Genomic DNA, 10,076 nt, shown 5'->3' with positions numbered 1-10,076 from the left:
CTAGGGGCAGCCGCTGGGGATGCGGACGCGCTCCGGCCTGTGGCCAACAACAGCGCGCCCGCCGGGTGCGCGGGTTCAAACAGATACTGCGAAGGGAGCTGTCCCTACGCTGGCAAGGTCCATTCAATAATAAGCCTGGGACTTGTCGGAGTGGTCGGTAATATCTTTCACACCGGCAAGCTCGGGAATTTTTTCTTTCAGCGTTTTTTCAACGCCCTCTTTCAGGGTCATATCCACCATGCCACAACCCTGGCAACCACCGCCAAACCGCAACACGGCATATTTGTCCTCGGTAACCTCCACCAGGCTCACCTGCCCCCCATGGGCCGCCAGGCCGGGGTTGATCTCGTTGTAGAGCACATAATTGATGCGATCCTCAATCGGGCTGTCATCGGTGATTTTGGGCATGCGGGAGTTGGGGGCGCGAATGGTGAGCTGCCCGCCCATTTTGTCCGGGGAATAGTCGACGCGGGCCTCGTCCAGATAGGGCACACTGCGCTCTTCAAAGTAGGCCCTGAAACCGTTCATCTCCATGACCACATCGTCTTCCTCCTCTTCCCCCGGGCGGCAGTAGGCGATACAGGTCTCGGCATTCGGCGTGCCCGGACTGGAGACAAACATGCGAATGGCAATACCCTCGCACTCCTGCTTGTCCAGCAGCTCTTTCAAGTATGCCTGAGCGGATTCGGTAATGGTCACATTCAAATCTGACATAAGCCTTCTCAAATAACCGAGTTTCTCTGTCGGGTATTTTACGCCCCCAAGCGCACAAGGGAAACCGCTCTGTTTGCGAGGGCGCGCGAGCAGCGCCCTCGCCCGGCCTCAGACCGGGATAAACCCCAACAGGGTTTCGGCGGCCTCCACAGAGGACGCGGGGTTTTGCCCTGTCACCAGCTTGCCATCCACCACCACATAAGGTGCCCAATCCGCGCCCTTGGAATAGTGACCACCCCGGTCCCGGAGCATCTCCTCCACCAGAAAGGGCACCACGTCCAGCAGTTCCACTGCAGCCTCTTCAGAGTTCGAGAAGCCCGTGACACTCTTGCCGGATACCAGTGGCACGCCGCCTTTGCGCTGGGTATGGCGGAATACCGCGGGTCCATGGCACACCGCGCCAATGGGCTTGTCCGCCCCGTGGAAATCCTCGATCAGGGCGATGGACGCCCGGTCCTCCGCCAGGTCCCACAGGGGACCGTGTCCACCCGGGTAGAAGACTGCATCGAAATCCCGCGCGTGCAGATGGGCAAGTTTCACTGTATTGGCCAGCGCCTGTTGCGCCGCCGGGTCGCCGTGGAAGCGCCGGGTGGCCTCGGTCTGGAACTCCGGCTCGGCACTTTTGGGGTCCAGGGGGGGCTGTCCTCCTTCCGGGGAGGCCAGGGTAACTTCGGCGCCAGCGCCCTTAAAGACATAATAAGGGGCGGCAAACTCCTCCAGCCAGAAACCGGTTTGCTGGCCGGTTTCACCCAGTTTGTCGTGAGAGGTCAATACCATCAGGATCTTCATCGCATTCTCCGCATGCTTTCATGTCCCTGGCAGCCCATCGGCGTGCCAGGGCGTCAATACAGACAGGACAGCTCAGTCGTCGGCGCCTACGCGCACCACCAGCTTGCCAAAGTTTTCGCCCTGTAACAGGCCCATAAACGCCCGCGGGGCCCGCTCCAGGCCCCGCACGATATCCTCGCGATAGCGGATTTTGCCCTCGCCGACCCATTGGCCCAAAGCCTCACTGAATGCACCGAAGCGCGCATACTGGTCGAAGATGATATAACCCTGGATTTTCAGGCGCTTGATCAGCACGTCGCGCATCAACAGGCTCATCCGATCGGGCCCCGGCGGCAGTGCAGTGGCATTGTACTGGGAGACCAGGCCGCACAGGGGGATGCGCGCAAAGTCATTCAGCAGTGGCAACACTGCATCAAACACCGCACCGCCAACACTTTCGAAGTAGATATCGATTCCGCTGGGGCAGGCCGCGGCCAGCTGTTCGGGAAAGTCGGCATCGCGGTGATTGAGGCATCGATCAAATCCCAGTTCCTCCACCCCGTAGCGGCATTTCTCGATGCTGCCTGCAACACCGATGACACGACAGCCCTGGATCTTGCCGATCTGTCCCACCACCGACCCCACAGGTCCGGTGGCTGCCGCCACAACGAGGGTCTCATCCGGCCTCGGCTCACCAATTTCCAGCAGGCCAAAATAAGCCGTGATACCCGGCATGCCCAATACGCCCAGGGCATAGGAGGGATGATCGGGGTTGGCGCCCATATTGACGAGACCGGTACCATCAGAGAGCGCATAGTCCTGCCAGCCACTGTAGCCCAGTACCCAATCGCCGACCGCGTAGCCCGACAGGCGGGATTCGACAACACGGCTCACGGTGCCTCCCACCATGGTATCGCCGAGGGCGACAGGCTCCGAATAGGACTTGGCATCGCTCATACGGCCGCGCATATAGGGATCCAGAGATAAATACACTGTGCGCAACAGCACCTGACCGTCTTGCGGCTGTGGCACGGCCACCTCCTCAATACGGAAGTTATCCTCTCCGGGGGGCCCCTCGGGCCGGGAGGCAAGTATCACCCGGCGGTTCTTATCACTGGTTTGCATCCTGTTCTTCTCCTTGTGGCTGTGCAATCTGGAACGCCTGGTATGCGGGCGCATTTTATGGACATTCAGTACACCCCGCCGCCTCAATCTGGTTTTCCAGGCACGCAAAGGTAGTACCAGGCAGACGGAACGTCTAGGGCTTTATGGCCTACGCGCCAGACCCTGTAGGATACAGTGCCTGTAGCAGACAAAAATCGACCAGTGAAGTGGGCGCAGCGGCCGAAGGCAATCAGGTCGCCATCCGTCAAAGGGCGTGCCTGTGCTAAGATTGACGCCTTTCCCGCCCCCGACACCAAGTAAGGACTGGTACATGTTGCAGCCGTCTCGCAACCGGCGCCTCGAGCAACTCAACACGGCACTGGCTCAGCGTATCTTGATCCTGGATGGCGCCATGGGGACCATGATCCAAAGGGCAAAGCTGGGGGAGTCCGACTACCGGGGCGAGCGCTTCGCCGACTTTGCCCGGGACCTCAAGGGCAACAATGACCTGCTGAGCCTGACCCGCCCCGAACTGATCGAGCAGATCCATCGGGAATACCTGCAGGCGGGCGCCGACATTATCGAAACCAATACATTTAACGCGACCCGGCTGTCCCAATCCGATTACGATATGGCGCATCTGGTGGAGGAGCTGAACCGCACCTCCGCCGAAATCGCCCGCCGCGCCGCGGATGCCCTCTCCACACCGGCGCGTCCCCGCTGGGTGGCCGGGGTGATCGGGCCCACTTCCCGCACCGCCAGTATCTCGCCGGATGTCAATGATCCCGGCGCGCGCAATGTCACTTTCGAGGCTCTGGTAGAGAACTACCTGGAAGCCGGGCGCGCCCTGATCGAGGGCGGCAGCGACCTGATTCTGATCGAGACCATCTTCGATACCCTCAATGCCAAAGCGGCCATCTTCGCCATGCAACGGTTGTTCGAGACGCTGGGTTTTGAACTGCCGCTCATGCTCTCCGGCACCATTACCGATGCCTCCGGCCGCACCCTGTCCGGCCAGACCACCGAGGCGTTTTACTATTCCATCGCCCATGCCAAACCGCTTTCCGTGGGCCTCAACTGCGCCCTCGGCGCCACCGAGTTGCGCCCGTATATAGAGGCATTGTCAGGCGTCTGCACCGCCTATGTCTCCGCCCACCCCAATGCGGGCCTACCCAACGAGTTTGGCGAATACGACGAAACCCCGGAGCAAACGGCCGCAATTGTGGCGGAGTTTGCCCGCAGCGGTTTTATCAATATCCTCGGTGGCTGCTGCGGTACCACCCCCGACCACATCCGCGCCATTGCCGGGGCAGTCGCCCCAGTGGCCCCGCGCCAGCCACCGGAGATCAAACCGGCCCTGCGCCTGTCCGGCCTGGAGCCCTTTGTCGCCGATGAAAGCGCGCTGTTTGTCAATGTGGGCGAGCGCTGCAACGTCACGGGTTCCGCCCGCTTCAAACGCCTGATTCTGGAGGAGGACTACGATACCGCCCTGCAGGTCGCCGCCACCCAGGTGGAAGACGGCGCTCAGGTGATCGATTTCAATATGGATGAGGCGATGCTCGATGCGCTCGCCGCTATGCGCCGTTTCCTCAACCTCGCCGCCACCGAACCGGACATCGCCAGGGTGCCGTTTATGGTGGACTCTTCCAAGTGGGCGGTGATCGAAGCGGGCCTGCAGTGCATCCAGGGCAAGCCCATCGTCAACTCCATCAGCCTCAAGGAAGGCAGGGAGGAGTTTATCGATAAAGCACGCTTGTGCCTGCGCTATGGTGCGGCTGTGGTGGTAATGGCCTTTGACGAGGAGGGCCAGGCAGACACCTTCGAGCGCAAGATCGCAATCTGCCAGCGCAGCTACGATGTGCTCGTACGGGAAGTCGGGTTCGATCCCACGGATATTATTTTTGACCCAAATATTTTCGCCGTCGCCACCGGTATCGAGGAGCACAACAATTACGCGGTGGACTTTATCCGGGCCTGCCGCTGGATTCGCAACAATCTGCCCGGTGCCCAGATAAGCGGCGGTGTCTCCAATGTCTCCTTCTCCTTTCGTGGCAACAACCCGGTGCGCGAGGCAATCCATTCGGTATTCCTGTTCCACGCTATCAAAGCCGGTCTCAATATGGGCATCGTCAACGCCGGCCAGCTGGCGGTCTACGACGAACTGCCGCAGGAACTGCGGGAAAAGGTCGAGGATGTCATTCTCAATCGCAGCAGTGAGGCCACCGAGGCCCTGCTGGATATCGCCCCCAACTATCAGGGCGAAGGCGGCGCCACCGCGCGCAAGGAGGACCTGAGCTGGCGCCAGCTACCGGTGAACGAGCGCCTGGCCCACGCCCTGGTAAAGGGTGTCAACAGCTATATCGAAGAGGATACCGAGGCGGCCCGCGCAAGCGCTTCCCGCCCCCTGGACGTCATCGAAGGGCCGCTAATGGACGGTATGAATATCGTCGGCGACCTGTTTGGCGAGGGTAAGATGTTCCTGCCCCAGGTGGTGAAATCCGCCCGCGTGATGAAACAGGCAGTGGCCTACCTGCAGCCGTATATCGAGGCGGAAAAAACCGAAGACAGCCGTTCCAACGGCCGTATTCTGATGGCCACGGTAAAGGGCGATGTGCACGATATCGGCAAGAATATCGTGGGGGTGGTACTGGCCTGTAACAATTACGAGGTCATCGATCTCGGTGTAATGGTGCCCGCCGAGACCATCCTGCAGACCGCGCGGGAAAAAGCCTGCGACATCATTGGCCTGTCCGGCCTGATCACCCCCTCCCTGGATGAAATGGTGCACGTGGCAGCCGAAATGGAGCGCCAGGGGTTTGATATGCCCCTGCTGATCGGCGGCGCCACCACCTCCAAGGCGCATACCGCCGTCAAGATTGAGCCCCAGTTCAAGCGCAACCAGGTGGTCTATGTGGCCGACGCCTCCCGCGCAGTGGGAGTGGCCAGCAGCCTGATTTCCGATACGCTGCGCCCGCCCTTTGTAGAAAAAATACGCGCTGAGTACGAAAAAGTGCGCCACCGCACCGCCAACCGCAAGCGCAACGACACCCCCCTGACCTATATGCAGGCGCGCGATGCGGCGCCGGAATTTGACTGCCAAAACTACCGCCCTACTCGACCCAACAAACTGGGCCTGACGGTCATTGACGACTTTCCCCTGCAAAAGCTGCTCGACACTCTGGACTGGACGCCCTTTTTTATTGCCTGGGATCTGGCGGGAAAATTCCCCGGCATTCTGGACGATGCCATCGTGGGTGAAGCCGCCACGGATCTCTACAGGAATGCGCAGCGCATGCTGGACGAAATAATCCAGCAAAAACACCTGCGCGCCCGCGCCGTGTTCGGGCTCTGGCCCGCCAACAGCATCGGCGACGATATTATTGTTTACAAAGACGAAAACCGCAGTGCAGAGCTGGCGCGCCTGCACCACATGCGTCAACAGGTGCAAAAGCGCGGGGGCGATGGGCTGTGCCGCTCCCTGGCAGACTTTGTCGCCCCACTGGCATCCGGCCAAATGGATTATGTGGGGGGCTTCGCGGTCACCACCGGTATCGGCGCGGATGCGCTGGCGGACAGCTACGCCGCCAAAAACGACGACTACAACGCCATTATGGTCAAGGCCCTGGCAGACCGATTGGCGGAGTCTTTCGCCGAAACCCTGCACCGCCAGGTGCGCACGGAATACTGGGGCTATGCACCGGACGAGGCGCTCAGCAATGCACAGCTGATCAAAGAGGCCTATCGGGGTATTCGCCCCGCCCCCGGTTACCCGGCCTGCCCGGATCATTCGGAAAAAGCCACCCTGTTCAGATTGCTGCAGGCGGAGCAAAATGCAGGGGTCAGCCTCACCGAGCACTTTGCCATGATGCCTGCAGCGGCGGTGAGTGGCTGGTACTTTGCCCATCCGCAGGCAAAGTACTTCAATGTCGGCAAAATCGGCAGGGACCAGCTGCAAAGCCTGGCAGAACGCAAAGGGGTCAGCGCGCGGGAACTGGCGCGCTGGCTGCGCCCCAATCTTGAGGAGTGAGCCTGTGCAAGAGAGCAACGGCAAGAAAGCAGACAAGCCCGGCTTTGGCCAGATAGTGCTCAGCACCCTGGCGGCCGCCATCGGTGTGCAGAGCAACAAGAACCGCAAGCGGGACTTTCAGAGCGGCAGCGTGATGCACTACCTGGTAGCCGGCATCGTTTTTACAATCCTGTTTGTGCTGATCCTGGCGGGGATTGTGAAGGGCGTGCTCAGCAATATGGGCTGAGCGGCGCACTTGCGCGGTCGCGGTATGCAGCCCCGGCCAGCGCTTGAGGAGGGTTTGCCCGGCACCGCTCAGCTCCGGGCCTGGGGGCCGACTATCGGGTGGCGACCCAGAAAACACAGGTAACGACGAACACAGCCACCAGTGCCACGGCGGCGAGGGCGTCTACGACGTTGTCATCTTCCGGGGCGGCAACAACTTCATCACTCATCGAATCTCTCCGATTGCTCATTATTGTTATTCAACGCAGATAGGCCGTTGGCAACGGCCAGTCAAGTAGACCAAATCCCCGCGGGGGGCGCAAGGCGGACCTGCTGGACCCACCACCTACCTTATAACCGTTGGTTACAGACATAGCGAAAAATATTGTTATTTTTTGCATAAGCGCGCTGGTATGTTATGCGCCCTCGGAGAACCGCCCGGGGCCCGCCCCTTTCTCCGCCACCAGCGCACACAGGCAATGGAATCAAGCTGTAATGTATCGATACGACGATCGGGACCGCGCCATACTCAATGACCGCGTGGCCCAGTTCCGCGGCCAGACGCAACGCTTCCTCGCAGGCGAGCTGAGTGAGGAGCAGTTCCTGGTGCTGCGACTGCAAAATGGCCTCTATATCCAGCGGCTGGCCCCCATGCTCCGCATCGCCGTGCCCTACGGCCTCCTCAACAGCACCCAGCTGCGCCGCCTGGCCCGTATAAGCCGCGACTACGATAAGGGCTACGCGCACTTCACCACGCGCCAAAACCTGCAGTTCAACTGGCCGCACCTGGAAGATGTGCCCGATATCCTCACCGAACTGGCCGAGGTGGAAATGCACGCAGTGCAGACCAGCGGCAACTGTATCCGCAACACCACCTCGGACCCCTTCGCGGGCATCGCCCCCGACGAGATTGCCGATCCCCGCCCCTACTGCGAATTGATCCGCCAGTGGTCCAGCTTCCACCCGGAATTCGCCTTCCTGCCGCGCAAATTCAAGATCGCGGTGAGCGGTTCCCAACAGGACCGCGCCGCCATCCGGGTACACGATATCGGCGTGCAGATCACCAAGCGCGACGGCGATCTGGGATTCCAGATACTCGCTGGCGGCGGCCAGGGGCGCACGCCGGTGATTGCCGAAACCATCCGCGACTTCCTGCCGGAAGCGGACCTGCTCTCCTACCTGGAAGCCATTGTCCGCGTTTACAATCGCCTCGGCCGCCGCGACAACAAGTACAAGGCGCGCATCAAAATCCTGGTGAAAGCCCTGGGTCCCGAGGAGTTTGGCCGCCGGGTGGAAGAGGAGTGGCAGCAGGGTAAAGACGGCGCAGAAAAACTGACCCCGCAGGCGCTGCAGTGGGCCAGATCCTTCTTCACCGCCCCCGCTTACAAAAGCTTCGACGGCAGCGCCAGCGAAGCCGCCCTGCAACAGCAGGCAGAGGGTGACAAAGCCTTCGCGCGCTGGTTGGAGCGCAACACCTATTGCCACCGGGTAGCGGGTTACCGCGCCATCAAGTTATCCACCAAGCCCACCGGCGTCCCCCCCGGCGATGTGACCGACCGCCAACTGGATGCCATTGCCGATCTCGCCGACGCGTTCAGTTTTGGCGAGGCACGGGTCACCCACGATCAGAATGTGGTGCTCGCCGATGTTGAACAGGGCAGGTTGTACGCACTGTGGCAGCAGGCGCGCCAACACGGTTTCGCCACCCCGAATATCGGCACCCTCACCGACATGATCTGCTGTCCCGGTGGTGACTACTGCTCCCTGGCCAATGCCAAATCCATCCCGGTGGCGGAGGCGATCCAGCGCCGCTTTGACGACATGGATTACCTCTACGACCTGGGCGATCTGAACCTGAATATCTCCGGCTGTATGAACGCCTGTGGCCACCACCATGTGGGGCATATCGGCATTCTCGGCGTGGATAAGAAAGGCCAGGAGTTCTACCAGATCCAGCTCGGCGGCAGCGCCGCCAATGATGCCAGCCTGGCCAGGGTGCTGGGGCCCAGTTTCTCCCGCGCGGAAGTCCCGGAGGTGATCGGCAAGATCCTCGACCTCTATGTGCAACAGCGCCGCACCGCCGAGTCGTTTCTCGACACCTACAAGCGCATTGGCCTGCAGCCCTTTAAGGAGAGCGTTTATGCCAAAGCCGGCTAAACCGGGCCCGCAGCCGGGCAACCCCAGCGAGCTGATTATCGACGGCGAGGTCCGCCCCAACCAGTGGCGCTTGCTGGCGCAAACAGCAGCGGGGGAAAGCCCCGATATCCCGGCTGCGGGAAAGGTGATTTTGCCCCTGCGCCAGTGGCAGACCCAGCGCCGGGCGCTCACTGCGCGCAGTGGCGAAATCGGCGTATGGCTCGACAGTGACGAGGGCGCGGAATCGATTGGCGCAGCGGCGACCGAATGCCCGCTGATCGCCGTGCACTTTCCCGCCTTCGCCGATGGCCGCGGCTTCACCACAGGCCGTTTGTTACGCGAGCGCTTCGGCTTCAAGGGCGAGTTGCGCGCCGTGGGCGGTTTTATGCGCGACCAGCTTACCTATCTGCGGCGCTGCGGCTTTAACGCCTACGCTTTCGAGGGTGACGAGCCCCTCGCCAGCCTGCACGACTCCCTGCACGACTTCAGCGACAGCTACCAGGCCGGTGTCGACCAGCCGCTGCCCCTGTTCCGACGCCGCCTGTAAACCGGCGTTTAACGCCCCCCTGCCAGGGTGCTGGATGCTTCCAGGGAAGCGAAAAAAGCATGGCAGGGGCAACCGCACATCAACAGCCGCCCCCTGCTGTGCCATGGCAACACCGGGACAGGCGCTGACAAGAGTCAATGCTACTTGTAGGTTTCAGGCGGGCATTGCCATTTTTCTATTCGCAGGCAGTTAGAAATACAGGCATCAAAATAATCTTATTGGATTGCATTTCGTTTTCTTTCGTGTCAAAGCGGCGTAGAATCCAGGTGCATTCAGCGGTATTGGGGCCGTGATTGGGCCAATGTCTGCTAACCCATAAGGCCCAAAAAAATCCGGGCATTTTCCAGCCCGGGCATAGTCTCTAAAAGCCCTCCCTGCAACAGGAGAACGGTACGTGACCTGAGCGTAAGTAAAAGGCGCTGACCCAAGGTGGTGCAACACCAGGGGCCAGCTAACCAAATTGATAACATCACTATCAAAATGGCTCTATGGATAATACGCTAGAAGCCCGCTCGTCTTCAATAAAGTGGGACATTATCAGACGCCAGGGGTGGTTGCCCAGGCTCTGGAAGCGTT

8 protein-coding genes are annotated in these 10,076 nt (G+C 60.7%); 4 read left to right on the top strand and 4 right to left on the bottom strand.

Annotated features, from left to right (window positions below; all coding sequences use genetic code 11):
• Window positions 1–123: 123 nt before the first annotated feature.
• The 3 genes from nfuA to Q5Y71_RS04750 all read right to left on the bottom strand — a co-directional run bounded on the left by nfuA (window position 124) and on the right by Q5Y71_RS04750 (window position 2,607).
• On the bottom strand, window positions 124–714 hold the full coding sequence (gene nfuA / locus Q5Y71_RS04760; RefSeq protein ID WP_306040513.1) for a Fe-S biogenesis protein NfuA: 591 nt from the start codon (window positions 712–714) through the stop codon (window positions 124–126).
• Between the two features lie 108 nt (window positions 715–822).
• Complete coding sequence (locus Q5Y71_RS04755) at window positions 823–1,503, bottom strand: type 1 glutamine amidotransferase domain-containing protein (RefSeq protein ID WP_306040511.1); 681 nt, start codon at window positions 1,501–1,503, stop codon at window positions 823–825.
• A 72-nt stretch (window positions 1,504–1,575) separates the two neighbouring features.
• Window positions 1,576–2,607 (bottom strand): NADP-dependent oxidoreductase, encoded by a 1,032-nt coding sequence (locus Q5Y71_RS04750; protein WP_306040509.1) that lies wholly within the window; start codon window positions 2,605–2,607, stop codon window positions 1,576–1,578.
• Between the two features lie 310 nt (window positions 2,608–2,917).
• Between Q5Y71_RS04750 and metH the strand changes: the two genes are divergently transcribed.
• Both metH and Q5Y71_RS04740 read left to right on the top strand, forming a co-directional pair.
• The gene (metH, locus tag Q5Y71_RS04745; RefSeq protein WP_306040507.1) at window positions 2,918–6,613 is read left to right on the top strand and encodes a methionine synthase; all 3,696 of its coding nucleotides are present in this window, start codon (window positions 2,918–2,920) and stop codon (window positions 6,611–6,613) included.
• A 4-nt stretch (window positions 6,614–6,617) separates the two neighbouring features.
• Window positions 6,618–6,839, top strand: coding sequence for a DUF2970 domain-containing protein (locus Q5Y71_RS04740; RefSeq protein WP_301414319.1), 222 nt, complete (start codon window positions 6,618–6,620; stop codon window positions 6,837–6,839).
• A 91-nt stretch (window positions 6,840–6,930) separates the two neighbouring features.
• Here the strand turns inward: Q5Y71_RS04740 and Q5Y71_RS04735 are convergent, their stop codons facing one another.
• A complete protein-coding gene (locus tag Q5Y71_RS04735; RefSeq protein ID WP_301414320.1) occupies window positions 6,931–7,068 on the bottom strand; it encodes a hypothetical protein in 138 nt (45 codons plus the stop codon).
• A 244-nt stretch (window positions 7,069–7,312) separates the two neighbouring features.
• Here Q5Y71_RS04735 and Q5Y71_RS04730 point away from each other — a divergent pair, with 244 nt between their 5' ends.
• The gene (locus Q5Y71_RS04730; protein WP_306040504.1) at window positions 7,313–8,974 is read left to right on the top strand and encodes a nitrite/sulfite reductase; all 1,662 of its coding nucleotides are present in this window, start codon (window positions 7,313–7,315) and stop codon (window positions 8,972–8,974) included.
• Complete coding sequence (locus Q5Y71_RS04725; protein WP_306040502.1) at window positions 8,958–9,500, top strand: DUF934 domain-containing protein; 543 nt, start codon at window positions 8,958–8,960, stop codon at window positions 9,498–9,500. The genes Q5Y71_RS04730 and Q5Y71_RS04725 overlap by 17 nt, the downstream gene beginning before the upstream one ends.
• The last annotated feature ends 576 nt before the right edge of the window (window positions 9,501–10,076 follow it).

The sequence above is a fragment of the Microbulbifer sp. 2205BS26-8 genome (genome assembly GCF_030731025.1).
Lineage (GTDB): Bacteria > Pseudomonadota > Gammaproteobacteria > Pseudomonadales > Cellvibrionaceae > Microbulbifer > Microbulbifer spongiae.
The sequence above is the reverse complement of the archived record's forward strand: the minus strand, read 5'-3'. Positions and strand labels throughout refer to the sequence as shown.

Excerpts from the sequence above, each read along its gene's own strand:
- nfuA (WP_306040513.1), bottom strand. The coding sequence starts at position 714 with ATGTCAGATTTGAATGTGACCATTACCGAATCCGCTCAGGCATACTTG.
- Q5Y71_RS04755 (WP_306040511.1), bottom strand. The coding sequence starts at position 1,503 with ATGAAGATCCTGATGGTATTGACCTCTCACGACAAACTGGGTGAAACC.
- Q5Y71_RS04750 (WP_306040509.1), bottom strand. The coding sequence starts at position 2,607 with ATGCAAACCAGTGATAAGAACCGCCGGGTGATACTTGCCTCCCGGCCC.
- metH (WP_306040507.1), top strand. The coding sequence starts at position 2,918 with ATGTTGCAGCCGTCTCGCAACCGGCGCCTCGAGCAACTCAACACGGCA.
- Q5Y71_RS04735 (WP_301414320.1), bottom strand. The coding sequence starts at position 7,068 with ATGAGCAATCGGAGAGATTCGATGAGTGATGAAGTTGTTGCCGCCCCG.
- Q5Y71_RS04730 (WP_306040504.1), top strand. The coding sequence starts at position 7,313 with ATGTATCGATACGACGATCGGGACCGCGCCATACTCAATGACCGCGTG.
- Q5Y71_RS04725 (WP_306040502.1), top strand. The coding sequence starts at position 8,958 with ATGCCAAAGCCGGCTAAACCGGGCCCGCAGCCGGGCAACCCCAGCGAG.